The organism is Micrococcus sp. UYEF5 (genome assembly GCF_040546065.1).
Classification (GTDB): Bacteria; Actinomycetota; Actinomycetes; order Actinomycetales; family Micrococcaceae; genus Micrococcus; species Micrococcus luteus.
The window spans coordinates 21240-44185 of the sequence record NZ_JBEPNB010000008.1 but is presented as its reverse complement, the minus strand read 5'-3'; the positions used below and the strand labels follow the sequence as shown (position 1 = coordinate 44185).

The window sequence follows — 22946 nt, the reverse complement described above, 5'->3', positions numbered from 1 at the left end:
GGCTTCCGCCCGTGACGGGTGCGCATGCTGGCCGCATGGCCCAGCACAGCTCCACCCCGTTCCCGCTCGTGATCGTGGGCAGCGGCCCCGCCGGCGTCAGCGCCGCCCGCGCCTACGTCGACGCCGGGGGACCCGGCCCCGTCCTCATGCTCACCTCGGACGTGGACCACCCGTACGAGCGTCCGCCGCTGTCCAAGGAGCTCCTGCGCGGCACCGCCGAACCGGAGCCGACGGTGCTGGAGGACCTGCCGGACGCCGTCGAGCTGCGCCGGGGCGTGACCGTCACCCACGCGGACCTGGGTGCCCGGACGCTGCGGGTCGGCGAGGAGCCGGTCCGCTTCGAGCGCCTGATCCTCGCCCTCGGCGCGCACCCGAAGCCCCTGCCCGTCGCGGACGACGACGCCGAGGTGCACCTGCTGCGCTCTCTCGACCACGCCCGCCGCCTGGTGGCCTCCGCCGGGCACGCGCGCTCCGCCGTCGTGATCGGCTCGGGGTTCATCGGCTGCGAGGCGGCCGCCTCCCTGGCCCTGCGCGGGGTGGCCACCACGCTGGTCACCCCGGACGAGGTGCCGCAGCAGAAGCGGCTCGGCCGCGAGGCGGGCGATCGGATCGCGCAGTGGCTGATCGGCGCCGGCGTCGAGCTGCGCACCGGCGTGCGGGTGGGGCAGGTGCGCGCCCCGCGCACCGTCCACCTCGACGACGGCGCCACGCTCGCCCCGGACCTGATCCTCGCCGCGGTGGGGGTCGAGCCGGGGGGCGGGTGGCTCGAGGACTCCGAGCTGACCATGCACGAGGGGCGGATCGTGGCGGACGAGCACCTGGCGGCGGCGCCGGGCGTGTGGGTGGCCGGGGACGTGGCCCGCGCCCACCACGCCGTGGCCGGCCGGCCGATCCCCGTGGAGCACTGGGGCGACGCCCTCGGCATGGGCGAGGTCGCCGGGCACAACGCGGCCCGCACCGAGGTCGGCGTGCCGGGCGGCGCCGGCCAGGCCTCCGTGCTGGCCCACGCGGCGACGGCGGACCCGGAGTCCCTGCGGCGGTGGGAGGCCGTGCCCGGGTTCTGGAGCACCATCGGCGAGCACACGCTCAAGCACGCCGCGTGGGGCGACGGCCACGAGCAGGCCCGCATGGTGGAGCGCACCGGCGGGTTCACTCTCTGGTACATGGACGCGCAGGACCGCGTGGTGGGCGTGCTGACCTACAACGCGGACGAGGACTACGAGCGCGGGCGGGAGCTGGTGGCGGGCCGGGATGCCGTGGGCGAAGGCCGGGGCCGTCCCGACCCTGCATGACAGACTGAGGGGATGACCACCCCGACCCCCGGCGCCGGCTCCCCGGGCAGCGGTGTGGCCGGGGGCGTGCTGGCCGCAGTGGGGGCGCTGGCCCTGATCGCGACCGTCCTGGCGCTGGTCCTCGCGTTCGGTCCGGCCGGCCGGGACGACGCCGGCGCGGGCGCCGAGCGGCGGCGCTGGAACGGCGGCTTCACCCCCGCCCCGCCCACGGTGAACACGCAGGGGTACGCCGAGCCCGTGCAGGGCCGCGTGACCTCCCGCTTCGGGCCCCGCCCCAACCCGTTCGGCGAGGGCGTGGTGCCCTCGGGGGTGTCCGAGGAGGCCCTGACCCGCCACGACGGCGTGGACCTCGGCGGGGTGCCGGAGGGCACGCCCTTCCACTCGGTGTCCGACGGCCGAGTCCTATTCGTGGAGGCCGGCGGGGACGCGGGCGGCAACCTGCTCGCCGTGGACGCCGGGGACGGCCACGTGTGGCGCTACCTGCACGCCGCCCCGGACTCCACCGTGGTGGACGCGGGCCAGCGCGTCTCCGCCGGGGACCACCTGGCCGGCGTCGGGCAGACCGGCGCCGCCACCGGCGTGCACCTGCACCTGGAGCTGCGCGTGGACGGCGAGCCGGTGGACCCGGAGGCCTACCTGGCCGAGCGGGGCGTGGAGCTCGGCGGCTCCTACCCGGAGCGGCGCCGCGGCCTCAGCCGGTGACCGGGCCGCCGCCGTCGTCCACGGACCCGGCCCAGCGGACCTCCCCGTCCACGACCTCGTCCGTCGGCGCCAGGCCGATCGCCTGGGCGACCCGCTGGGAGGCCGTGTGCTCGGGGTGGACATCCGCCACGAGGCGCCGCACCCCCCGGTCCCGCAGCTCGCCCTTGAGGAGGCCGGCGGCCTCCTTCGCCAGCCCGCGGCCCTGCCACGGCGTGCCGATCAGCCAGGCGATCTGCGTGGGTCCCCCGTCCACGGGGATGGTGGCCTGGACGTAGCCGACCGGCCGGCCCTCCGGCTCCAGCACCACGATCCAGTTGGCCCAGTCCTCCGCGCCGTCCTCGGAGCGACCGCGCGCGAGGATCGCGTACCGCTGCCGCAGCTCCTCCTCGCCCGGCGGCGTCCCGCCGGTGTACGTGTACAGGTCCGGGTCGGCGAGGACCGCGGCCATGGCCTCGGCGTCATCCACCCGCAACGGGCGCAGGGAGAGGGAATGCGGCATGGGCACAGTCGACCAGCCCGGCCCCGCGCAGACAAGAGGCGGGGCGCATCCGCCCGCCGCTAGCCTGGGCGCATGCCGCCCGCCCCCACCGCCCGTCTGCGCTTCCGCGAGATGGCCGACGCCGACCTCGACCACCTGGCCGGCCTCCTCGCCGATCCCGTGGTGATGCGCTTCTACCCCGCCCCGCGCACGCGCGCGGAGGCGGCGGCGTGGATCGCGGGCAACCGGCGCCGGTACGCGCAGGACGGGCACGGGCTGTGGATCATCGAGACCCACGACGACGGCGGGCCCGGCTTCGTGGGCGACTGCGGCCTGACGTGGCAGGAGGTCAACGGGGAGCCTCGCCTGGAGGTCGGCTACCACGTGCGGGCCGACCTGTGGGGGCGCGGCTACGCCACCGAAGCGGCCGCCGCCTGCCGGGACCACGCCCGGGACGTGCTGGGGCACCACGAGCTCGTGGCGATCATCCACCCGGAGAACACGGCCTCGCGCCGGGTGGCCGAGCGGATCGGGATGACCGTGGTGGGCGAGGACCGCACCGGCGCGCCCGAGGCCCGCGCGGCTCTGGGGCTCGAGGCGCGCACCGTGCTGGGGATGAGGCTCCGGCCGGGCGCGTGAGGCGCGGCCCGGCCGGACGTCTCAGCCCCGGTCGCTCACTTGGCGTGGCGGGCGAGCAGCTCGCGGGCGGCGTCCAGGCCGCCGGCCTCGACGTCGTAGGAGCCGGTGGACGCGTGGTGGGCCTCGACCGCGTCCGTGATCCGGTAGTGGTCCGGGTTGCCGGGCGGGTCGGAGGTCTCCAGCACGTGGATCAGGTAGGTCTCGCCGGCGGCCAGGGCCTGGCGGTCGTCGCGCTCGTGATGGGTCATGACGTCCTCTCGGGTCGGCGCCCGGCGGGTCTGTCCCACCGGGGCGTGCGCACCAGGGTGGCGCATCGACGGCGGCGGGGCACAGTCCTGCCCGCCCGCGGGCCGGATCCGGTCAGTAGGCGGGTCAGAGTCCGCTCAGGCCCCGACGTAGGAGCTGACGACGCTCCGCAGTGCCTCGGCGGATTCGTAGATGTCCTCCAAGTTCTCGAGGTCGGCCCGCGTCCTGTTCTTGTCCGCATCGAACAGCACCAGATATTTCACCTTCCCGTCGAAGTGAAGGCGCGCGATCGGCTTCCGATTGTTGTCGTCCAGGATGACGCTGCAGTACGAGGCTGCGTCGCGCATGTAGACGCGGTTCATCGGCACGATTCCGGCGAGAATCGCCTTGATGATGCGGAAACCCTCGATCTCCTCTTCGGTCGTCACCACGCCCGGCTTGAGCTGGCCCTCCTGACCGTTCTCCTCGTCGGACAGGACCGTCTGATCGCCGGTGGCCACGGGCTCAGCGGGAGCCGCCAGTACCGGAGCGACCTGGTCGCCCAGGGCAGTCTTCAGCCGCGCGTTGACGCGATCGTTGATGTACTGGCGCGCAGCCTCCTCGGTGAGCCGGGTGAAGGTCTCCACCGCCTTGGCGTTCATGTACCCGGAGTACACGCGCTTGGCGAGGACCTTCACCAACTCATCGCTCGGCGCAGCCATCTCGGCAGAAATCTCGCGCTTGATGGCCGATACGTACTTCAGCTCCTCGGCTGCGGCGATGACCGAGTCGAGATCGAAGGATCCCTTCGCCAGCTGCTCGAGCTTCGGCACGGTGACCGGGTCGATGTCCAGAAGATCGAGGACGAGGAACGGACGCTCGTCGAGGATGTTGGCCTTGTCGAGGTCCGTGTAGAAGTTCCACACCCGCCCGTTGGTGAGCACGCCGATCCGCGCTTCACTGGTGTGGAAGTAGCGCACCAGCTGGCTCGCGTGCGCCAGGGACAGCTCCGAGCCGACCTTCTTGGCCTCCACGAGGATGTTGACCTTCCCCTCCCGCATGATGGCGTAGTCGATCTTCTCCCCCTTCTTCAGGCCCAGATCTGCGACGAACTCCGGGACGACCTCCTGGGGATCGAACACGTCGTAGCCCAACACCTGCGAGATGAATGGCATGACGAGCGCGTTCTTCGTCGCCTCTTCCGTGTCCAGGGAGCTTGCGTAGTCGCGGGCTCGCCGAGCCACTTGCGCAAGCTTGTCCTCGAATTCAGTCATGCCGTTTCACCCATCCGTGAGTAGGAGCCGGACAGCCGGGAATCCGGCAGCCTCGCACGTCAGCGCCCGAAGGCCCGCCGCAGCTGTGTCGAAATATAACCCAGCTCACAAACACGCTACGGGGACCCTCGCAGGCGCTCCGTGGCCGGACCGCGGGATCGCCCGGAACGCGAGGCGGCCACGACGCGTCGCCTCTCACAGGAAGGAGACGGGGCGTCGTGGCCGCGTTCCGCGGGGGGCCGCCCTGTCAGGCGACGCCCGGCCGGCTCAGCGGTTGCCGGGGTGCTGCGGGTCGGCCGGGATGCCGCGGCTCAGGGGCTCCACGGGCGGGCCGCTCGTCTCCGGGGTCACGGGCGAGCCGGTGCGGGAGCCGCCGACCTCCGGGGTGTCCGGCACCTGATCGCCGGAGGGCTGGGCGCCGGAGCGCAGCGCCTCGAGCCGCGTCTCGAGGACCTGCACCACGGGCAGGCGGTCGCCGTGGGCGCGCTCGTAGGCGAGCAGCTGCTCCACCTGCGACTCGTCGAGGCCGGTGATCCGGGTCGACAGCGTGCCGTTGGGGATGTGGTCGTAGTCCGGCAGGGGGAGCTCGTCGCGGTTCGGGGCGTTCGTCATGGCACTGTCCCTCTTCTCTCGTCGGGGTCCCTCGTCGGGATGCGTGGTCCACCCACGCTAGTGAAGGCCCCCGTCAGACGGCACCCCCTGCCGCCCCGCTCACCCGACCCCGTCCCGCCGCGCCCGCAGCACGATCTCCAGGTCGAACCGCGCGTCGGGGTCCTCGAGGGCCTCCCCGAACAGCTCGCGCAGCCGGCCCACCCGGTACCCCACGGTCTGGGGGTGCACGCCGAGCTCCGCGGCGATCGGCGCCCGCTGGCCCCAGTGCGTGAGCCAGGCGAGCAGGGTCTCCTCCAGCACCGCCCGCTTCGCCTCGCTCACCTCGTCCAGGGGCGCCAGCACGCGTTCGGCCAGCTGCGTCACGACGCGCGGCTCGGCCCCCAGCACCACGCGCGCCAGGTGGTCCGCGGCGAGGATCGGGGACGGGGCGCCGTCGTCGTCCTCCCCCTGCGCGGGCTCCGCCGTCCGGCCCGCCGCCTCCTGGACGGCCAGCGTGCGGGCCACCCGGTAGGAGTGGGGCACGAGCGGCCAGTCCACGGCCGGCCCGACGACGGCGGCCGTCCCCGCCAGCAGGCGCAGCATGCGCTCGCGGCGGCCCTGGGAGGGCGTCGCGTCGATCACGGCGACCACCTCCGAGTCCCGCTCCACCACGAGCCCGGCCCGGCCCAGCCTCTCCCGGACGGCGACGCCGGCGTCCGCGGGCAGCACCACCACCGCCAGCCGGCGCGGCAGCCGCCAGTCCGCGAGCGCGGCCAGCCGTTGCACCTCCTTCTCCTCGGTCCCGCCCCGGACCAGGGCGGTGGCGAGGGCGGCGCGGTGCAGCTCGAGCACGCCCGCCTGGGCGGACTGCGCCTCCGCGTACGCCTGGGCGCTGACGGAGGAGAGCTCGTCGATGTACGCCCAGATGGACTCGCCCAGCTCGATCACCACGGACATCTCCAGGCCCAGGCGCGCGCACTCGGCGGAGAGCTCGCGGAACACGATCCGCGCGGAGGTGCGGTACGCGCCGAGCAGGGCGTCCATGGAGCGCCCCTCGCGGAACTCGCCGGCCCCCAGGCGGGCCATGAGGACGCGGGACTCGCTGTTCAGGGCCGGGCGGGTGGTGCCGGGCAGGCTCATCAGCTGCTCGAGGGCGGTGGTCACGCCGGCGGTGAGGTTCTTGCCGTAGTGGCCGTCGCGCGCCGCCGCGTAGGCGGGGATCTGGTCCGGGACCGTCTCGATGATGCGCTCCATGATCCCGGGGATCGCCGGGGCCAGGCGCTCCGCGAGGTCGTCGGGGAGGGACTGCCAGGGCGGGCGCCAGTCGGGGGCGGGGATGGTCTGCGTCACACTCAATCTTGTCTCCTCGCGATGAAGTGATGGCCCAGATCGTACGCTGAAGACGAAGAACTGCGGCATGCCGAGCCATAGACTGGAGCCATGGTCGGCCCGTCTCTGTTCTCCCGTCTGGCGTCGACGCTCCTGCACCCGCTCGCCCCGCAGGACGTCCTCAGCCTGCTCGACCCCGTGCACTCCTCGCGGCAGCTGCGCGGCGTGGTCACCTCCGTGACGCGCGAGACGCCCGGCACCGCCACCATCGCCTTCCGCCCGGGCCCGGGCTGGCGGGCCCACGACGCCGGCCAGTGGGCCCGCATCGGGGTGGACGTGGACGGCGTGCGCCAGTGGCGCTCCTACTCGCTCTCCGCTCCCGCGGGCGCCGACCCCGAGATCACGGTGTCCGACATCGGCCTCGTCTCCGGCACGCTCGTGCGCCACACGAAGCCCGGCGACGTCCTCTTCCTCGACATCCCCGAGGGCGACTTCACCCTGCCGGACGAGCCGCGCCCACTGCTCATGCTCACCGCCGGCTCGGGCCTGACCCCGGTGATGTCCATGATCCGCACGCTCGTGCCGACGCGCCGGGATGCCGACGTCGTGCTCATCCACTCCTCCCGCACCCCCGAGGACGCCCTGTTCCGCGAGGAGCTGGCCGAGCTGGCCGACCAGTTCCCGGGCCTGCGCGTGGTGCACCACCACACCGCGGAGACGGGCCGCCTCGACCTCTCCTCCCCCGCACAGCTCGAGGGCCTCTGCCCGGACTGGCGCGAGCGCGCCGGCTACGCGTGCGGGCCGGCCGGGTTCCTCGACGACGCCGAGGCCCTGTGGCGGCGCGAGGCGGCCGCGGACCTCACCATCGAGCGGTTCCAGGCCGACTTCGCCCCGGGCGTGGCGGGGGCCGGCGGCCGCGTGGTGTTCGAGCACGCCGACGTGGAGGTGGACGCTCCCGGCGACGTGCCGCTGCTCGTGGTGGCCGAGGAGGCCGGCGTCGCCGCGCCCGCCGGCTGCCGCATGGGCATCTGCCACGCGTGCCTCACGCCGCTGCGCTCGGGCCGGGTCACGGACCTGCGGACCGGGCAGGTCCACGGCGAGCCCGGCGAGCTGGTCCAGACCTGCGTGAGCGCCGCCGCCGGCCCGCTGAGCCTCAGCCTGTGAACCTGACGCCCGGCCCGCGACCCGGGCCTCCCCGACCATCCCCGCCTCCCGCCCCCAGGAGCATCACATGACCCAGACCCCCACCGCCCCCGACCGCACCGGCGCCACCGCCCCGGACGATCTGGCCCTGGCCATCCCCGGCACCACCGTGCGCGGCCGCGCCGCCCGGGTCCTGCCGCAGGACCGCCCCGACACCACGAGCTGGGCTCCCCGCACCGCCGAGTCCCGTGCCGCCGCCACGACGCCGGGGCTGCCGGGCGTCGTCGGGAGCCCGGCGGTGCGCCCGCCCGGCGCCGCCCACCTGACGGACGCGCAGGTGGCCGAGCTGGGCCGGGAGCTGGACGCGATCCGCGACGACGTGCTCGCCCGCCGCGGCGCCTCCGACGCGGCCTACATCCGCCGCGTCATCCGCTGGCAGCGCCGGCTCGAGCTCGGCGGCCGCGCCCTCCTGCTCAACGCACGCCACCCCGCCGCGTTCGTGGCGGGAACAGCCATGCTCACGGTCGCGAAGATCGTGGAGAACATGGAGATCGGGCACAACGTGCTCCACGGCCAGTGGGACTGGATGCGCGACCCGGACATCCACTCCACCACGTGGGAGTGGGACTTCGTGACGCCGTCGCGGGCGTGGCAGAACACCCACAACGACCTGCACCACCGCTGGACCAACGTGGTGGGCAAGGACCGCGACGTGGGCTACAACGTCCTGCGCATGGACGAGTCCGAGCCGTGGCGGCCCCGCCACCTGCTCAACCCCGTGATCAATGCGGGGCTGGCGCCGATCTTCGAGTGGGGCATCGCGCTCTACGACCTCGAGCTGGACCGCGTGCAGAGCGGCGAGAAGTCCCGCGAGGAACTGATGACGGATCTGCGCTCCGTGGGCGTCAAGGCCGCACGGCAGTTCGCGAAGGACTACGTGGCCACGCCGGCCGTCGCCGAGGTGCTGACCGGCTCGGGCAAGGCCGCGCTCGTGGGCACGCTGCTCGCCAACGGCCTGCGCAACATCTGGGCGCACGCGGTCATCTTCTGCGGGCACTTCCCGGAGGGTGCGGAGACGTTCTCCGAGGAGATGGTGGACGGCGAGACCCGCGGCGACTGGTACGTGCGGCAGATGATCGGCTCCGCGAACATCTCCGGTTCGAAGCTGATGCACTTCATGACCGGCAACCTCTCCCACCAGGTGGAGCACCACCTGTTCCCGGACCTGCCGTCCAGCCGGTACGCCGAGGTGGCGCCCAGGGTCCGGGAGATCTGCGCCCGCTACGGCCTGCCCTACACGACCGGCCCGCTGCTGCGGCAGGTGGGCTCCGCGTGGAAGAAGGTGTTCCGGCTGGCGCTGCCGTGAGGCGGGAGGGGCGGGCGCCCCTCCCACCGCCGCCCTCGGCTCAGCCCTTCACGCCGCCGGCCGTGAGGCCGGAGACGATGTACCGCTGCAGGAACAGGAACAGCGCCATCACGGGCAGGGCTGCCAGCACGGCGCCGGCCGCGAACACACCCCAGTTCTCGGAGCGGGTCTCCGAGACGTAGCCGTAGAGGCCCACCGCGAGCGTCTGCGCGGACGGGTCCGTGAGCACCACGGAGGCGATCACGAACTCCGAGACCGTGGTGATGAAGGACAGCAGGGCCACCACCGCGAGGATGGGGGTCACCAGGCGCAGGATGATCGAGAAGAAGATCCGCGCGTGCGAGGCGCCGTCGAGCTTGGCAGCCTCGTCCAGCGACGGCGGGATGGTGTTGAAGAACCCGTACATCAGGTACGTGTTCACCCCGAGCGCGCCGCCCAGGTACACGAGGATGAGGCCGAGCTGCGAGCCGATGCCCAGGACGGGCACCAGGTTGCCGATGTAGGTCAGCAGCAGGAAGATCGCCACCACCGCGAGCAGCTGCGGGAACATCTGCACCAGCAGCAGCGTCAGCAGCCCCACGCGGCGGCCCGTGAACCGCATCCGGGAGAACGCGTAGGCGGCCAGGGCGCCGAGGAACACCGTCATCACGGACGTGATGACGCCGATCACCATCGTGTTGAGGAACCAGCGGCCGAAGGGCCGGTTCGGGTCGCTGAACAGGTCCACGTAGTTCTGCCCGCTGAACGAGGAGAACAGCCGGTTCGAGCTCGCCATCGTGCCGGTCGGGTCGAGCGACGCGGACAGCACGTACAGCAGCGGGAACAGTGCGAACGCGCTGGCCAGCACGCCCACCGCGTGACGCCAGCCCAGCTCCCGCATCCAGCGGCCGAACGAGCGGCGGCGTCGTGGCGGGGCCGGGTCCTCCTCCCAGCGCAGCGGGTCCGTCTCCTGCTGCGCCAGGGCGGCGGCGAGGGGCGAGGTCGGGGCGTCCGGCCGGGGCCGTCCGGAATCCTGGGGGATGCTCACTTGTCGATCTCCTCGAGCGCCTTGGTCTGCCGGAAGCTGATCGCCGAGATGGTCGCCACGATCAGGAAGATCACGATGGACAGGGCGGAGGCCAGGCCGTAGTCGCGCCCCACCCCGCTGAACGCCGTCTTGTAGACGACCGTGATCAGCAGGTCTGTGGCGCCGATGTTCGAGCCCGCGTCGGGGAACCGCGGTCCGCCGCCGGTCAGCATGTAGATGATGTTGAAGTTGTTGAAGTTGAACGCGAACGAGGAGATCAGCAGCGGCGCCACCGAGACCAGCAGCAGGGGCAGCTTGATGGAGCGGAAGATGCGCCACGGGCCGGCGCCGTCCATGCGGGCGGCCTCGTCCACGTCCTCGGGCAGGGACTGCAGGGCGCCCGTGGTCACCAGGAACATGTAGGGGAAGCCCAGCCACAGGTTCACCACGAGCACCGACAGCCGGGCCAGCCACGGGTCGGTGAGCCACGGGATGTCCGCGCCGCCGAAGAACACGGTGTTGACGAAGCCGAACTCCGGGTTGAGCAGGCCGGCCCACACGAGGCCGGACAGGAACGCCGGGAACGCGTACGGCAGGATCATCATCACCCGGTAGACCTTCTTGCCGCGCATGTCCGAACGGTTGAAGGCGATCGCCAGCAGCAGCCCGACGGCGAACGTCGTGGCCACGCTCAGGAACGCGAAGGCGAAGGTCCACACGGTGACCCGCAGGAGCGGGTCGCGCAGCTCGGGGTCGGTGAACGCGCGCGTGAAGTTGTCCAGGCCGACGAACACCCGCCAGCCGGTCTGCAGCGTGCTGCCGTCGTCCGCCTGGAACTGGCCCTCGCCGTTGTCCCGGTACTCCACGCCGCTCTCGAGGTCCGTGAAGGTGTCCCGGGCCTCGTCGTACTCCAGACGCGGCGCGTACACGTACCCGCGGGAGCCGTCGCGCGTCTCCAGGGTGCCGTCCGCGGCGTCGTCGCTCAGCGGGACCTTCAGGCGGGCGACCTGGTCCTGACGCTGCAGCAGGTCGCCGAACCGCAGGGTGGTGTACCCCTCCACCCCCACCGGCTCCCCGTCCTGCATCTGGGCCTCGACCGGCTCCAGCGCCTGGTCCGCGCCGCCGAGGACGGGCTCCCCGTCCCGCAGGGTCAGCAGGTAGAGGTCGCCGCCCTCCTCCAGCACCGTGATGTCGTACACCGGGGAGTCCGGCACGCGGATGGAGGAGGAGCGCTGGATGATCTCGATCGCCGCGGCCTTGTCCGAGTTGTGCCCGGCGCCGTAGTTCGTGAAGGCGACGTAGGAGGAGTAGACCACCACGAACACCTGGAACAGCATCAGGAAGAACAGGCCGGGGGCGAGGTACTTGGCCGGCAGGCCGCCGCGGCGCAGGTAGATCCAGTTGATGCCGATCGTGACCGCCAGGGTCAGCGCGAACACCACCCAGTCCCCCGCGGCCGCGAGCTGGAACAGCAGGAACGCCGCGAAGGCGTCCACGAGGCCCAGCAGGACGATCTTGGCCAGCGTGCCGCCGAGGCCCTCGGTACCCCGGGCGTCCGCACGACGACGGCGGCCCGGGCCGGTGCGGCGCGCGGCGTCGTCGAGGGCGGCGGTGGCGGCGTCGGACCGGTCCGACGCGGTGGAAGACGGGCTCATGGTTCCTCATCCGGCCCGAGGGCCTGCCGTGGAAGGGGGGGATGCGCGCCCCGAGGGCGCAGGGCCACGGTCCGCCTCCGGCGTCCCCGCGGGGACGCCGGAGGTGGACCGCGCCGGATCACTGGCCGATGCGGCCCTCGATGTCGGAGATCATCTTCTGCCAGGTCTGGACCGGGTCGCCCTCGCCCTTGATGATGCTCATCTCGGCGCCGCCCCAGAACTCGAACACCGCGCCCATCTCGGGGGCCGCCGGCATGGGGACGCCGTTCTCGCCGATCTCGCCGAACGCCTTCACGGTCTCGTCCGAGGCCGCCTTGTCGAAGGAGGCGGTCAGCGCCGGGGGACGCTTGCCCTCGGCGAAGAGCGCGTCCTGGGCCGCCTCGGTGGAGAGGTAGTTGACCACGAACTCATTCGCGGCCAGCTGGTTCTCGGACTCTGAGGAGACGAAGAAGGCGTTGACGCCCACGAACGGCTGCGCCGGCTGGTCGCCCATGGACGGGATGGCCTCGACCTCGAAGTCGACGCCGGCCGCCTCGGCCTCCTCGATGTTCCACGGGCCGGTGATGAAGTAGGCCGCGTTGCCGGAGTTGAACTGCTCCTTGGCGATGTCCGCGGTCATGTTCGGGTTCAGCACCCCGGACTCGCCGTACTCGGCCAGCTTCTCGGCGAAGGCCTCACCCTCGGGCCCGCCCATGGCCAGCGAGCCGGTGTCGTACGAGCCGTCCTCGGCCTGCTTGAACACGGGGGCGCCCATGGAGGTCTGGAACGGGTACAAGTGGTACGGGTCGCCGTTGACGGCGTCCAGGCCCACCACGAACGGGTACTCGGCCTCGCCGGCGTCGACGGCCTTCCGGCCCTCCGCGATCATCTCGTCGAAGGAGGCCGGGGTGGACTCGGCCAGCTCGGTGTTGCGCAGGATGGCGATGTTCTCCACGGAGTACGGCACGCCCCAGGTCTGACCCTCATAGGTGACGGCCTGCACGGAGGACTCCACGAAGTCGCCGGCTCTCTCGCCCAGCTCAAGGGGCTCGATGGTGCCGTTCTGCACGAGCGAGCCGATCCAGTCGTGGGCGCCGACGATCACGTCCGGGCCCTCGCCCGTGGGGTTCTGGGTGATGAAGTCGTCCTTCATCGTGGAGTTGTCCTTGACCACGAGCTCCACCGTGATCCCGGTGTCCTCCTTGAAGTCCTCCGCCACGGCCTGCAGCGGCTCCTGGCGGTTCTGGTCCACCCACATGGTGATGGTGCTGGCGCCGGCCTCGGAGAGGTCCTGGCTCGGGGACGCGGTGGCCGTGCCCTGCTCGGTGGCGCCGGCCGGGGAGGAGGACGCCGGGGCGGAGGAGCCGCCGCCGCACGCGGTGAGCGCGAGGGCGGAGAACGCCGCGGTGAGGGTCAGGCTGAGCGGGCGGCGGAAGAGGCCGCCGGTCGTCGTCGACTGCATGATGTGCCTTTCACGAGGGGTGGCCCGCGGCATGCGCCGGCCGTTGCGTCGCCGACGTGGGCCCCGCGGTGAGACGGCGCCTGCCCCCGGCGGCTGAAGGAGTCAGTCCCCAGGAGTGTAAACGCTTCCACTGTGATATGCCACACAGAGGTGCGCTCCCGCATGAACACGGGCATGCGGGAGTGGGGGCGGAGGTCAAGACCGGCTGAAACCGGAATGGAAGCGCTTCCACCACCGCGCCTGCCGTGCCGTACTCTGGTGCCACGCATCGACCCCCGGCCCGCCGCCGTCGTGCACCCGCCCCGCCGCAGAACCCCATGAACCGGGAGGAGGACCGCCGATGGTCGGCATCAAGGACGTCGCCCGCATGGCCGGGGTCTCCACCGCCACCGCCTCCCGCGCCCTCACCGGCTCCGGCCCCGTGGCGGCCGCCACGCGCACCCGAGTCCAGGAGGCCGTCGCCACGCTCGGCTACGTGGCGGACTCCGCCGCTTCTTCGCTCGCCTCGGGCCGCACCCGCAACATCGGGCTGGTGACCCCCTCCGTCCACCGGTGGTTCTTCGCCGCCGTGCTCGAGGGCGCCGCGGACGAGCTCGTGCGGCACGGGTACGACCTGACGCTCTACGACGTCGGCCAGGACCCGGAGCGTCGATCCACGGTCATCTCCGACCTGCTGCCCCGACGGCGGCTGGACGCCCTGATCACCCTCTCGTTCCGGCTGAGCGTGTTCGAGTTCGCCGGACTCGAACGCCTCGGCCTGCCCGTGATCGCCGTCGGCGGCCGCCTGCCGGCGGGTGAGACCCTGCCGGACTGGTTCACCGCCGTCCAGGTGGACGACGCCCGCGCCGCACGGATGGCCACCGAGCACCTGCTGGAGCTCGGACACCGGGACATCGCCTACGTGGGCCGCGTGGACGAGGACATCGAGTTCCAGGTCAGCACCGAGCGCACCCGCGGGTTCCTGCACGCCCTCGCCGCCATCGGGGTGCGCACGCCGGCCGACTGGATGGTGCCCGCGGACTTCACCATCGGCGGCACCTACCACCAGGCGCGCGCCCTTCTCGCCGACCCGCGGCGCCGGCCGACGGCGGTCATGTGCATCTCGGACGAGATGGCCATGGGCACCTGGATGGCAGCCCACTCCCTGGGGCTGCGCGTGCCCGAGGACGTGTCCGTGATGGGCCTGGACGGCCACCCCGAGGCCGCCCGCCTGGGCATCAGCACCGTGGACCAGAACCCGCTCGAGCAGGGCCGCCGCGCCGTCCGCCTGGCGCTCGGCGCCCTCGACGGCGCCGCCCACCCCCACCGGATCATGCACCACCTGGCCCTGCGGCCGAGAGCGAGCACCGCGCCGCCGTAGACCGTCAGCCCCGACCCTCACCCACCCCTCTCCTTCACCTTGGATCGTCGGGCACGTACCTGCCCGTGAAAGGAACCCCACCATGGCCTCCGTGACCTTCCGCTCCGCCAGCCGCCAGTACCCCGGCTCCCCCCGCCCCGCCGTCGACTCCCTCGACCTGGAGATCGCCGACGGCGAGTTCCTCGTGCTCGTGGGCCCCTCCGGCTGCGGCAAGTCCACCTCCCTGCGCATGCTCGCCGGCCTCGAGGAGCTCTCCCACGGCAGCATCCTGATCGGCGACCGGGACGTCACCGACGTGGACCCCAAGGACCGGGACATCGCGATGGTGTTCCAGAACTACGCCCTGTACCCGCACATGACCGTGGCGGACAACATGGGCTTCGCCCTGAAGATCGCCGGCGTCCCCGCGGACGAGCGGCGCCGCCGCGTCGAGGACGCCGCAAAGCTGCTGGACCTGACCGAGTACCTGGACCGCAAGCCGAAGGCCCTCTCCGGGGGCCAGCGTCAGCGCGTGGCCATGGGCCGGGCGATCGTGCGCGACCCGCAGGTGTTCCTCATGGACGAGCCGCTCTCCAACCTGGACGCAAAGCTGCGCGTGCAGACCCGCGCCCAGATCGCCAACCTGACCCGTCGCCTGGGCACCACCACCGTGTACGTGACCCATGACCAGACCGAGGCCATGACCATGGGCGACCGGGTGGCGGTCCTCAAGGAGGGCCGCCTCCAGCAGGTGGACACGCCGCGCAACCTCTACGAGCGCCCGATGAACGTGTTCGTCGCCGGGTTCATCGGCTCCCCCGCCATGAACATCTTCCGCATGCCCGCCACGCACGAGGGCGTGCACTGGGGCGAGACGGTCATCCCCGTGCCGCGGGAGGATCTGGCCGACGCCGGCACGACGGTGGACCTCGGCGTGCGCCCCGAGAACCTGGTGATCAGCGACGACGCCGCCGGCCTGCCCGTGGAGGTGGACACCGTGGAGGAGCTCGGCGCGGACGCGTACGTGTACGGTCACGCGACGATCGGCGGCGAGGAGCGGCTCATCACCCTGCGGACGGTGGGCTACACGGCGCCGGAGAAGGGGTCCGTGGTGCACGTGGTCCCGGACCCGGAGCGCGTGCACCTGTTCCACGCCGACACCGGCGAGCGACTCAACCGCTGACGGCGGCGCGGGGCGGCGTGACGGCGGCGGGCGTCGCCTGCCCTCAGTCCTGACGCTCGGCGAGGTCCGCGAGCCGGTCGATCGACGCGCGGAGCTGCTCTTCTCCGGTCCGCAGCGCCTTCTGGATGCGCTTCGGGTCGGTCAGGGCGGTCCAGTCGTAGGTGTGGGTGACGCGGCAGCCGCCCTCGTCGTCGCCCTCGACCTCCCACCGCCACAGCTGGCCGAACGGCTCCCCGCCGACCTCGGAGGGCTTCCAGGCGATGCGGCGGCCCTCCTCGAACTCGACCACGTGGTTCGCGCGGTCCACGCCCTTCTGCAGGGTCATCACGAACACGTCCCCGACGGCGGTCACCCGCTGCCCGGGGGCGGCCTCGGCCAGGTTGTCGTTGCCGTCCCACTCGGGCTGGCGGGAGGGGTCCGCGATCAGCTCGAAGACGACGCCGGCCGGGGCGTCGACGTGGTGGGTCGCGGACACGACGCGGTCCTCGGGGGCGGGCAGGGCGGTCTCGTCGATGTGCTCCATGGGGAGAGCGTAGACCCCGATGCGCACCCGCCGAGAGGGTCGGCGGGGCTCGCTCGGGGAGCGGCCCCCGATCTCAGATCAGGCCCAGCGCGGTGAGCTTGGCCGCGGTCTCCTCGTTGGTCGGCTCCACCTGGTGGTCGCCGTCGGGGAACACGACCACGGGGATGTCCTTCTGGCGCCGGGTGCGCAGGCAGTCGCGGCACCAGTCGGCGCCGTCGACGGTGAGGACGTTCTGACTCATCCGTCCAGCGTACTGAGGGGTGGGATGCTGGGGGGCATGCCCGCCCAGCCCTCCCCCTCCGGCCGCACCGTCCACCTGTCCACGTCGGGCGTGGACGCCCGCATCGCCCCCGACGAGTTCGGCGGGTTCGTCCTGGAGATCGGCGGGGCTGTCCAGTCCCACGTGGACCTGGCCGACCCCGCTCGCATCCGCTACGAGTACCTGCGCCGCATGGCCCACGTGCTCGACGTAGCCTCCCCGACGGGCGCGCCGGTGCGGGTCCTGCACCTCGGCGCGGGCGCGCTGACCCTGCCGCGCTACCTCCAGGCGACCCGACCCGGCTCGGAGCAGACGGTGGTCGACCTGGACCGGGAGCTCGTGTCCTTCGTGCTCGCTGAGCTGCCCCTGCCGGCGGGCACGGACCTCGTCTCCGTGGTCGCGGACGCGCGCCTGGCCGCCGTCGACCTCGCGCTGGACGGGGAGCGGTTCGACGCCGTCGTGCTGGACATCGGCACCGGCGAGGAGGGCGCCGAGCACCTGCGCGGCGCCGTGTTCTACGGGGAGCTGCTCGAGCTGCTGACGGCGGGTGGGGTGCTGCTGGTGAACATCGGCGACGACGCCGGCCTGCACTTCCTGGGCGCCGAGCTGGGCGCCCTCGAGGAGGCGGCCGCCGAGGCCGGGGTGCCCGGCCCGTGGACGCTCGCGGACCAGGGGATGCTGGAGCGCCTGGACTGGGGCAACGTCGTGCTGGCCGCGGGGGCGCCGCTGGGAGAGGCCGGCTGCACGGAGCGCCTCGCCGCGGCGGGGCCGCATCCGGCGGCCGTGCTGGACCCGGCGGAATCGGCCGCGCTGGCCGCCCGCATCCGTCGCGCCTGAGGGCGGGCGCGGCGCTCAGGGCCGGGGGTCCTCCGCACCGGGGCCCGTCTGCGGCCGGGGCCACGGGTGGCCCCGGCGCTCCTCCGCCCCCTCGTTGAAACGCCGCAGGAGCCTGCTGAACTCGACGACGTCTTCGGCGGGCCAGGAGGCGACGATCTGCGCCACGTTGTCCGCGCGGGAGCTCAGCTCCGCGGCGAGGCGGGCGCGCCCCTCCTCCGTGGGGCGGTGCAGCCGGGCGGAGCCGCCGTCGGGGTCCGCCACCCGCTCGACGAGGCCGGCCTTCATGGCGGCGGCCACCTGCCGGTGGACGGTGGAGACGTCGAGGTCGAAGGCCTCGGCCAGCTCGCCGACGCTCATGGCCCCGCCTGCGTCCAGGCGGGCGAGCAGCACGGTGGCGCTGCGCTCCAGCGCACTCGACCGGCCGTAGGGTGCCACCCCCTGCGTGGCCACCCGCAGCAGGAGCATGTGCTCGTACATGATCCCTTCGACCGGGTCGGGCCACGCCCCCTCAGATGATTGCATCATGCAAACGATGCTACCTTTTGCATCATGCAAATCGCCGAGCAGGAACGCATCGCCTCCCCCACCTTCGTCCTCGCCTGGGTGGTCTCCTTCCTCCAGTTCCTCGCGTTCTACGCCCTCGTCACCACCATGGCTGTGTACGCGGTCCGGCAGTTCGCCGCCTCGGACGCCGGGGCGGGGCTGGCCTCGAGCGCCTTCGTCATCGGCGCCACCCTCAGCCGCGTGGTCACCGGCCACGTGGTGGACCGCTTCGGCAAGCGCCGCGTCCTGGTGGTGGCCCTGGTCGCCGTCGCGCTGTCCTGCACGCTCTACCTCGTCGCCTCCTCGCTGCCGGCCCTGGTGGCGGTGCGCATGCTCCACGGCGCCAGCTACGCCTTCGCCAGCACCGCCGTCATGGCCCTGGCCCAGGCGGCCATCCCCGACGGGCGACGCGCGGAGGCCACCGGCCACCTCGCGCTGGGCACCACCCTGGCCACCGCGATCGGCCCCGCCCTGGGACTCTTCCTCGCCGGCTCCATCGGCTACGCGTGGCTGTTCCGGGCGACTCTGGGGATCACGGTGGTCAGCCTCGTGCTGGGCCTGCTGGTGCGCGAGGCGCCCGCCGCGGCGGACGTCGACGGCGAGCGCGCCGCCGGCGAGGTCCCCCTGGAGCACCCCGCCCCCGCGGTGGGCTTCCGCCTGCGCTCCGTGCTGCACCCGGCGGTGCTGCCGATCAGCGGCTTCATGCTGCTGGTGGGCCTGAGCTACGCCGGGATCCTCACCTACCTGAACGCCTACTCGGTGGAGCGCGGGCTCACGGCCGGCGCCGGCCTCTTCTTCCTGGCCTACGCCGCGGCGATGCTCGTCATGCGCCTCACCCTGGGCACCCTGCAGGACCGCCGGGGGGACGACGCCGTCGTCTACCCCGCGCTCCTCTGCTTCACGGCCGCGCTCCTGGTGCTGGCCTTCGCCACGCGCGACTGGCAGGTGGTGCTGGCCGGGGCGCTGAGCGGCCTCGGCTACGGCACGCTCATGCCCGCGGCCCAGGCGATCGCCGTGAACGCGGTGCCCTCCCACCAGCTCGGCGCCGGCATCTCCACCCTCATGCTCTTCGCGGACGTGGGGCTGGGCCTGGGCCCCGTGCTCCTCGGCGGGCTCGTGGCCTCCGCCGGCTACGGCGCCATGTACGCGGCCCTGGCGGGCGTGCTGGTGATCGCCGCCGGGTACTACTTCGTGATGCACGGACGCCGGCACGGGCGGCGGGGGACCGTGGCCCGCGCCTGAGTCCCGCGCGGTGACGGCGGCCTGCCGCCGCGGGCGACGCTACCGGCGCCGCGCCGGCCAGGACGCGAGCATGACGGCGGCGAGGGCGCCCAGGGTGCCCAGCACCGTCGTCGTGGTGACCGTGGATCCGTCGGTGGGGGCCACCAGGTCCACCACGAGGGAGCCCAGGAGGTTGCCCGAGACCAGGCCGAGGGTGGCGGCGAAGACGCCCAGGCGCGGGACGACCATGGCGCCCACCCCGATGAACACGCACCCCAGCGGGCCGCCGAGGTAGAGCCGCCAGTCGTGCGGCAGCGCGGGCATGCCGTGGCCGGAGGCCAGGGCGATCCCGCCCCACACGACCCCGAGGAAGAGGACGCCGGCAGTGAAGTTGACCAGGGTCGCCGGGATGGCGGTGCCGTAGGCCGTGGTCTGACGGGCGTTGAACACCTGCTGCCCGGCGGTGGCCAGACCGGTCAGCAGGGGCAGCAGGGCCAGCAGCGCCCAGCCGGGCCCGCCGCCGGCCTCGCCGAGCGAGGGCCACACCACGAGGGCGACCGCGGCCAGGGCGAGCGCCGCCCCCGTGAGGCGCCGCGGCGTCAGGCGCTGCACCCCGGCGGGGCTGAGCCCGAACCGGTCCACGACCATTCCGCCGACCACCTGCCCGGTGACCACGGCGACCGTGAACACGGCCACGCCGAGGGGGCCGATCGTCGCGGACTGGGTGAGCACCAGGAGCCCGCCGATCACGCCCGCCACCGCGTACCACGGGCGCACGGACCCCGCGGCCAGGGCCGGGCGGATGCGGGCCAGGCCCCGGCGGCCCCGCGGCGTCAGCACGCTCACGAGCACCATGACGACCAGGCCCGCCGCGAAGGAGCACAGCGCGGCGAGGACGGGGTCGCCCGTCAGGTGGGCGAGGCGGGAGTTGATGCGGCCCTGCAGCGGCATCACGGAGCCGGCGGCCACCGCGAGAGCGAACAGCAGGGCGGTCGCCCGCGGGGAGGGGGCGTCCGGGCGGGCGGCGACGTCGGCCGGGCGGGGGCGGGAGCGTCCGCGCTCTGCGGACGGGGCAGAGGATGCGGGTGGCATCCCCCCGTTCTACACCCCTAGGCGGCCAGGCGCGCCTCGAGCCCGGCGCGCACCGCGGGCCACTCCTCGCGCACCACGCTGAAGTAGTCGACGTCGGCGATCGTGCCGTCCGCCGCCGGACGGAAGCGGCGCAGAGTGCCCTCGAACGTCGCCCCCAGACGGGCGATGGCGGCGTGCGAACGGGCGTTGCGGTGGTCGCAGCGCAGGGCCACCCGCTCCAGCGTCCATTCCTCGAACGCGTGCCCGAACAACAGCAGCTTGCAGCCGGGGTTCACGGAGGTGCCCCACACCCGACGGGCGTAGACCGTGTGCCCCACCTCCACCCGCAGCCCCGGCACCAGGTCATAGAGGCTCGTGCGCCCCACCAGCTCCCCGCCCTGCTCGACGGCGAACGCGAAGGTGCCCTCCCGCTCGATCAGCTCGGCGAGGTGCGCGGACATGGCCGCACCGTCCACCGGCAGAGGCGCGCTGTTCCCCGCCCACATGACCGCGTCGACGAGCTCGCGCAGGGCGGGGCCGTCGGTGGGTGAGAGGGGGCGCAGGGTGAGGTCCCCGCGGGTGAGGACGATCTCGTGCTTCATGCACCCATCCTGTCAGCGGACTCGGGGTGATCTCCCGGCACGACGAGACCGAGCGCCACGGACGAGGGCGTCGCCTCCGGCGCCCGGCCGGCTCAGAGCGTGGCGGAACGGCGGGCGGAGGCCCTCATGGCCGCGACCCGCTGCGCCACAGGGGCCTCCAGAGCGCCCGGCTGCAGGGCCGGGGCGAGATCGGCGGCCACCTCTCGGGCGACCCCCTCGAGGGCGGAGGCGTCCTGGGCGACCCAGGCGCGCAGCGTCAGGTGCTCCCGCATCCACGCCGTGAGCGTCTCCTCGGACTCCGGGGTGAGGGCGAAGCCCACCCCCGCCGCACCCGGGCTGGTGCGCTCCACATCCAGGCCGAGCTCGCCCGCCAGCAGGGCGGCGAACGCCTGGCGCAGCGGTGAGACGCCGGTACGACCGGACTGGAAGGCGGCGCGCACCTCGCGGCGCTGCAGGCTCTCGTCGGCCACGTCGACGGCGAGGACATCACCGGCGGCGGGGGTGAGGCCCAGGGCGGCACGGGCTGACTCCTCGGCCACCACGGCCACGATGCCGGGCACTGCGGGGGCGGCGGTGAGGAACTCGGCGTACCGCATGCCCGGAGTGGCGGCGAGCACAGCGGCGGCCTCGGCGGTCGGGGACGGGGTGTCGACGGCGGTGATGGTCATGGATCCAGGGTGAATCGCGATTCACTGAGACGGGGAGCGATGTCCATATTCTGAGATTTGCAATCACATGGTGAGACCCACGCCGCCCGATGTGCAGTACGCTGGCCCCATGCAGATGCGCGCGCAGCAGTGGTGGACCGCCTGAGGGCGGCCCCGGTCATGCGCATCTGACACGACGAGCCGCTCGCCTGCCGGGCGGCTCGGTCATGAGCGGCTCCGGCGGGCCCCATCCCAGGAGGACCCCCGATGACCCACCGCAACCCCGAGGACAACGCCCTGAGAGGCGCCCCCGAGCCCCGCACCCTCGCCGAGGCCTGCGACCTCGTCACCACCCCGGACCTGGACGTCTCCGCGGACGGCATGTTCGGCCAGTACGGCGGCGCCCACCTGCCCCCGCAGCTGGCCGGCCCCATGGCCGAGGTCGCCCGCGCGTACGCCGAGGCGCGCCAGGACCCCGAGTTCTACGCCGAATACCGACGCCTGCTGCGCGACGCCGTCGGGCGCCCCTCCCCCCTGACCCCGCTGGACCGCCTCTCCGACGAGCTCGGCGGCGCACGGATCGTGCTCAAGCGCGAGGACCTGAACCACACGGGCGCCCACAAGATCAACCACACGATCGGCGAGGCGCTGCTCGCCAAGCGCATGGGCAAGCGCAGCCTGATCGCGGAGACCGGCGCCGGCCAGCACGGCGTGGCCCTGGCGACGGCGGCCGCGATGGTCGGCCTCGACTGCGAGATCCACATGGGCGCGATCGACGTGGCCAAGCAGCACCCCAACGTGGTGCGCATGCGCCTGCTCGGCACGAAGGTCGTCTCGGTGGAGCGCGAGGGCCGCTCCCTGAAGGAGGCCGTGGACTCGGCGTTCGAGGTGTACGCGGCGAACCCGGAGAAGTACCTGTTCGCGATCGGCTCCGTGGTGGGCCCGCACCCGTTCCCCACGATGATCCGCGACTTCCAGTCCGTGGTCGGCCGCGAGGCCCGCGCCCAGTTCCAGGAGCGGTTCGGGGCGCTGCCCAGCGCCGTCGTCGCCGCGGTGGGCGGCGGCTCCAACGCGATGGGCGCGTTCACCGCGTTCCTCGACGACGCCGACGTCGCGCTCGTGGGCGTCGAGCCCGGCGGCCGCTCCGCGACCAAGGGCGAGCACGCGATGACCATGACCCAGGGCCGCGACGGCGTCCTCCACGGCATGGCCACCCTCGTCCTCGCCGACGACGACGGCACCCCGGATCCCGTGCACTCGATCGCCTCGGGCCTGGACTACCCGGGCGTCGGTCCACAGCACGCCCACTTCGCGAGCGTCGGCCGCGTCCGGTACGTGGCCGAGGACGACGCGGCCGTGCTCGACGCGTTCCAGCGGCTCACGCGGCTCGAGGGCGTCATCCCCGCGCTCGAGTCCGCGCACGCCGTGGCGCACGCGATCCGCCTCGCCCCGCAGATGGGCCGGGACGCGCGGATCCTGGTCAACCTCTCCGGCCGCGGAGACAAGGACGTGGACTACGTGGCCGAGAAGCTCGGGCTCACGGGCGAGGCGGACGAGGTCGTGCGGTGAGCTGAGGCGGC

Annotated in this window: 24 protein-coding genes; 10 read left to right on the top strand and 14 right to left on the bottom strand. The window is 73.3% G+C overall.

All coding sequences use genetic code 11. The features are described from left to right. The first annotated feature begins 35 nt into the window (after positions 1–35). Both ABIB16_RS08710 and ABIB16_RS08705 read left to right on the top strand, forming a co-directional pair. A complete protein-coding gene (locus tag ABIB16_RS08710) occupies positions 36–1292 on the top strand; it encodes an NAD(P)/FAD-dependent oxidoreductase (protein ID WP_041104118.1) in 1257 nt (418 codons plus the stop codon). Between the two features lie 12 nt (positions 1293–1304). Beyond that, complete coding sequence (locus tag ABIB16_RS08705; RefSeq protein WP_020624712.1) at positions 1305–1994, top strand: M23 family metallopeptidase; 690 nt, start codon at positions 1305–1307, stop codon at positions 1992–1994. Here the strand turns inward: ABIB16_RS08705 and ABIB16_RS08700 are convergent. Further along, positions 1984–2493, bottom strand: coding sequence for a GNAT family N-acetyltransferase (locus tag ABIB16_RS08700; protein ID WP_044659331.1), 510 nt, complete (start codon positions 2491–2493; stop codon positions 1984–1986). The genes ABIB16_RS08705 and ABIB16_RS08700 overlap by 11 nt on opposite strands. A gap of 72 nt (positions 2494–2565) precedes the next feature. Between ABIB16_RS08700 and ABIB16_RS08695 the strand changes: the two genes are divergently transcribed. Continuing rightward, positions 2566–3111: a GNAT family N-acetyltransferase gene (locus tag ABIB16_RS08695; RefSeq protein WP_020624710.1), complete on the top strand. Its 546-nt coding sequence runs from the start codon at positions 2566–2568 to the stop codon at positions 3109–3111. 35 nt (positions 3112–3146) lie between these two features. Here the strand turns inward: ABIB16_RS08695 and ABIB16_RS08690 are convergent, their stop codons facing one another. From ABIB16_RS08690 to ABIB16_RS08675, 4 genes are all read right to left on the bottom strand, one after another. Next, a complete protein-coding gene (locus tag ABIB16_RS08690; RefSeq protein ID WP_010079881.1) occupies positions 3147–3359 on the bottom strand; it encodes a hypothetical protein in 213 nt (70 codons plus the stop codon). A gap of 135 nt (positions 3360–3494) precedes the next feature. Then, positions 3495–4610 (bottom strand): type I restriction endonuclease, encoded by a 1116-nt coding sequence (locus ABIB16_RS08685; protein WP_036314529.1) that lies wholly within the window; start codon positions 4608–4610, stop codon positions 3495–3497. A gap of 267 nt (positions 4611–4877) precedes the next feature. Then, positions 4878–5222 carry a DUF8129 domain-containing protein gene (locus ABIB16_RS08680; protein ID WP_041104120.1) on the bottom strand — a complete coding sequence of 115 codons (345 nt, stop codon included), beginning with the start codon at positions 5220–5222 and terminating at the stop codon, positions 4878–4880. Positions 5223–5321: 99 nt separating this feature from the next. Further along, positions 5322–6551 (bottom strand): PucR family transcriptional regulator, encoded by a 1230-nt coding sequence (locus tag ABIB16_RS08675; protein WP_354436212.1) that lies wholly within the window; start codon positions 6549–6551, stop codon positions 5322–5324. Positions 6552–6641: 90 nt separating this feature from the next. Between ABIB16_RS08675 and ABIB16_RS08670 the strand changes: the two genes are divergently transcribed. Both ABIB16_RS08670 and ABIB16_RS08665 read left to right on the top strand, forming a co-directional pair. After that, positions 6642–7694 (top strand): ferredoxin reductase, encoded by a 1053-nt coding sequence (locus ABIB16_RS08670; RefSeq protein WP_044659332.1) that lies wholly within the window; start codon positions 6642–6644, stop codon positions 7692–7694. A gap of 67 nt (positions 7695–7761) precedes the next feature. Beyond that, the gene (locus ABIB16_RS08665; protein WP_044659333.1) at positions 7762–9039 is read left to right on the top strand and encodes a fatty acid desaturase family protein; all 1278 of its coding nucleotides are present in this window, start codon (positions 7762–7764) and stop codon (positions 9037–9039) included. Positions 9040–9079: 40 nt separating this feature from the next. On the opposite strand, the gene ABIB16_RS08660 is transcribed toward ABIB16_RS08665, so the two are convergent. From ABIB16_RS08660 to ABIB16_RS08650, 3 genes are all read right to left on the bottom strand, one after another. Then, positions 9080–10000 (bottom strand): sugar ABC transporter permease, encoded by a 921-nt coding sequence (locus ABIB16_RS08660; RefSeq protein WP_041104154.1) that lies wholly within the window; start codon positions 9998–10000, stop codon positions 9080–9082. 62 nt (positions 10001–10062) lie between these two features. Beyond that, complete coding sequence (locus ABIB16_RS08655; RefSeq protein ID WP_020624872.1) at positions 10063–11700, bottom strand: ABC transporter permease subunit; 1638 nt, start codon at positions 11698–11700, stop codon at positions 10063–10065. Positions 11701–11818: 118 nt separating this feature from the next. Continuing rightward, the gene (locus tag ABIB16_RS08650; RefSeq protein ID WP_044659341.1) at positions 11819–13141 is read right to left on the bottom strand and encodes a sugar ABC transporter substrate-binding protein; all 1323 of its coding nucleotides are present in this window, start codon (positions 13139–13141) and stop codon (positions 11819–11821) included. Between the two features lie 340 nt (positions 13142–13481). On the opposite strand from ABIB16_RS08650, the gene ABIB16_RS08645 reads away from it, so the two are divergent. Together ABIB16_RS08645 and ABIB16_RS08640 are read left to right on the top strand one after the other, a co-directional pair. Beyond that, positions 13482–14501 (top strand): LacI family DNA-binding transcriptional regulator, encoded by a 1020-nt coding sequence (locus tag ABIB16_RS08645; protein ID WP_044659342.1) that lies wholly within the window; start codon positions 13482–13484, stop codon positions 14499–14501. Positions 14502–14583: 82 nt separating this feature from the next. Continuing rightward, on the top strand, positions 14584–15663 hold the full coding sequence (locus tag ABIB16_RS08640; protein WP_041104133.1) for an ABC transporter ATP-binding protein: 1080 nt from the start codon (positions 14584–14586) through the stop codon (positions 15661–15663). A 43-nt stretch (positions 15664–15706) separates the two neighbouring features. Here ABIB16_RS08640 and ABIB16_RS08635 read toward each other — a convergent pair whose 3' ends face one another. Both ABIB16_RS08635 and ABIB16_RS08630 read right to left on the bottom strand, forming a co-directional pair. Continuing rightward, a complete protein-coding gene (locus ABIB16_RS08635; protein WP_044659343.1) occupies positions 15707–16186 on the bottom strand; it encodes an SRPBCC family protein in 480 nt (159 codons plus the stop codon). A 73-nt stretch (positions 16187–16259) separates the two neighbouring features. Next, positions 16260–16427, bottom strand: a complete 168-nt coding sequence (locus ABIB16_RS08630; RefSeq protein WP_160311879.1) for a hypothetical protein — start codon at positions 16425–16427, stop codon at positions 16260–16262. 36 nt (positions 16428–16463) lie between these two features. On the opposite strand from ABIB16_RS08630, the gene ABIB16_RS08625 reads away from it, so the two are divergent. Continuing rightward, positions 16464–17282: a spermidine synthase gene (locus ABIB16_RS08625; protein WP_044659349.1), complete on the top strand. Its 819-nt coding sequence runs from the start codon at positions 16464–16466 to the stop codon at positions 17280–17282. A 15-nt stretch (positions 17283–17297) separates the two neighbouring features. Here the strand turns inward: ABIB16_RS08625 and ABIB16_RS08620 are convergent, their stop codons facing one another. Next, positions 17298–17807 (bottom strand): MarR family winged helix-turn-helix transcriptional regulator, encoded by a 510-nt coding sequence (locus ABIB16_RS08620; RefSeq protein WP_082067597.1) that lies wholly within the window; start codon positions 17805–17807, stop codon positions 17298–17300. Positions 17808–17831: 24 nt separating this feature from the next. On the opposite strand from ABIB16_RS08620, the gene ABIB16_RS08615 reads away from it, so the two are divergent. Next, complete coding sequence (locus ABIB16_RS08615; RefSeq protein WP_044659344.1) at positions 17832–19067, top strand: MFS transporter; 1236 nt, start codon at positions 17832–17834, stop codon at positions 19065–19067. Positions 19068–19106: 39 nt separating this feature from the next. Here ABIB16_RS08615 and ABIB16_RS08610 read toward each other — a convergent pair whose 3' ends face one another. The 3 genes from ABIB16_RS08610 to ABIB16_RS08600 all read right to left on the bottom strand — a co-directional run bounded on the left by ABIB16_RS08610 (position 19107) and on the right by ABIB16_RS08600 (position 21387). Further along, positions 19107–20138 carry a DMT family transporter gene (locus ABIB16_RS08610; RefSeq protein ID WP_082067598.1) on the bottom strand — a complete coding sequence of 344 codons (1032 nt, stop codon included), beginning with the start codon at positions 20136–20138 and terminating at the stop codon, positions 19107–19109. Positions 20139–20155: 17 nt separating this feature from the next. Next, complete coding sequence (locus ABIB16_RS08605) at positions 20156–20719, bottom strand: GNAT family N-acetyltransferase (protein ID WP_044659345.1); 564 nt, start codon at positions 20717–20719, stop codon at positions 20156–20158. Between the two features lie 92 nt (positions 20720–20811). Continuing rightward, entirely contained in the window at positions 20812–21387 is a 576-nt protein-coding gene (locus ABIB16_RS08600) for a hypothetical protein (protein WP_044659346.1), read from the bottom strand. Positions 21388–21633: 246 nt separating this feature from the next. On the opposite strand from ABIB16_RS08600, the gene trpB reads away from it, so the two are divergent. Next, positions 21634–22935: a tryptophan synthase subunit beta gene (gene trpB / locus ABIB16_RS08595; protein ID WP_196489411.1), complete on the top strand. Its 1302-nt coding sequence runs from the start codon at positions 21634–21636 to the stop codon at positions 22933–22935. The last annotated feature ends 11 nt before the right edge of the window (positions 22936–22946 follow it).

Coding starts and splice junctions, on each gene's coding strand:
- ABIB16_RS08695 (WP_020624710.1), top strand. CDS start 2,566: ATGCCGCCCGCCCCCACCGCCCGTCTGCGCTTCCGCGAGATGGCCGAC.
- ABIB16_RS08700 (WP_044659331.1), bottom strand. CDS start 2,493: ATGCCGCATTCCCTCTCCCTGCGCCCGTTGCGGGTGGATGACGCCGAG.
- ABIB16_RS08690 (WP_010079881.1), bottom strand. CDS start 3,359: ATGACCCATCACGAGCGCGACGACCGCCAGGCCCTGGCCGCCGGCGAG.
- ABIB16_RS08650 (WP_044659341.1), bottom strand. CDS start 13,141: ATGCAGTCGACGACGACCGGCGGCCTCTTCCGCCGCCCGCTCAGCCTG.
- ABIB16_RS08625 (WP_044659349.1), top strand. CDS start 16,464: ATGCCCGCCCAGCCCTCCCCCTCCGGCCGCACCGTCCACCTGTCCACG.
- ABIB16_RS08665 (WP_044659333.1), top strand. CDS start 7,762: ATGACCCAGACCCCCACCGCCCCCGACCGCACCGGCGCCACCGCCCCG.
- ABIB16_RS08605 (WP_044659345.1), bottom strand. CDS start 20,719: ATGAAGCACGAGATCGTCCTCACCCGCGGGGACCTCACCCTGCGCCCC.
- ABIB16_RS08600 (WP_044659346.1), bottom strand. CDS start 21,387: ATGACCATCACCGCCGTCGACACCCCGTCCCCGACCGCCGAGGCCGCC.
- ABIB16_RS08620 (WP_082067597.1), bottom strand. CDS start 17,807: ATGATGCAATCATCTGAGGGGGCGTGGCCCGACCCGGTCGAAGGGATC.
- ABIB16_RS08630 (WP_160311879.1), bottom strand. CDS start 16,427: ATGAGTCAGAACGTCCTCACCGTCGACGGCGCCGACTGGTGCCGCGAC.
- ABIB16_RS08710 (WP_041104118.1), top strand. CDS start 36: ATGGCCCAGCACAGCTCCACCCCGTTCCCGCTCGTGATCGTGGGCAGC.
- ABIB16_RS08705 (WP_020624712.1), top strand. CDS start 1,305: ATGACCACCCCGACCCCCGGCGCCGGCTCCCCGGGCAGCGGTGTGGCC.
- ABIB16_RS08645 (WP_044659342.1), top strand. CDS start 13,482: ATGGTCGGCATCAAGGACGTCGCCCGCATGGCCGGGGTCTCCACCGCC.
- trpB (WP_196489411.1), top strand. CDS start 21,634: ATGACCCACCGCAACCCCGAGGACAACGCCCTGAGAGGCGCCCCCGAG.
- ABIB16_RS08670 (WP_044659332.1), top strand. CDS start 6,642: ATGGTCGGCCCGTCTCTGTTCTCCCGTCTGGCGTCGACGCTCCTGCAC.
- ABIB16_RS08680 (WP_041104120.1), bottom strand. CDS start 5,222: ATGACGAACGCCCCGAACCGCGACGAGCTCCCCCTGCCGGACTACGAC.
- ABIB16_RS08610 (WP_082067598.1), bottom strand. CDS start 20,138: ATGCCACCCGCATCCTCTGCCCCGTCCGCAGAGCGCGGACGCTCCCGC.
- ABIB16_RS08640 (WP_041104133.1), top strand. CDS start 14,584: ATGGCCTCCGTGACCTTCCGCTCCGCCAGCCGCCAGTACCCCGGCTCC.
- ABIB16_RS08685 (WP_036314529.1), bottom strand. CDS start 4,610: ATGACTGAATTCGAGGACAAGCTTGCGCAAGTGGCTCGGCGAGCCCGC.
- ABIB16_RS08635 (WP_044659343.1), bottom strand. CDS start 16,186: ATGGAGCACATCGACGAGACCGCCCTGCCCGCCCCCGAGGACCGCGTC.
- ABIB16_RS08655 (WP_020624872.1), bottom strand. CDS start 11,700: ATGAGCCCGTCTTCCACCGCGTCGGACCGGTCCGACGCCGCCACCGCC.
- ABIB16_RS08615 (WP_044659344.1), top strand. CDS start 17,832: ATGCAAATCGCCGAGCAGGAACGCATCGCCTCCCCCACCTTCGTCCTC.